Consider the following 230-nt stretch of genomic DNA (forward strand, 5'->3'; position numbering starts at 1 on the left):
GCGCTGCGGTGAGAACCGCCCGCAGGCTTGATGGGATTATGGAAAAAGCCTGGACGCCGGATTGTAAGCCAGTTAATCTGCCTGGCATGTACAAATTTACTGACAGAGAACCGGCATGGCAAAAGACCGCGCGTTATCCCTTGAAGCTTTACGTGTGATGGATGCAATTGACCGTCGTGGCAGCTTTGCCGCTGCGGCCGATGAACTGGGACGCGTCCCTTCCGCGCTGA

1 protein-coding gene is annotated in these 230 nt (G+C 56.1%); it reads left to right on the forward strand.

Features of this window, described 5'->3' with window-relative positions:
- Positions 1-115 precede the first annotated feature (115 nt).
- The coding region (locus KVT28_RS27440) for a LysR family transcriptional regulator (RefSeq protein WP_217551516.1) at positions 116-230 on the forward strand (115 nt) is incomplete at its 3' end.

It is taken from the genome of Pantoea sp. GbtcB22, from assembly GCF_019091025.1.
GTDB lineage: Bacteria > Pseudomonadota > Gammaproteobacteria > Enterobacterales > Enterobacteriaceae > Pantoea > Pantoea leporis.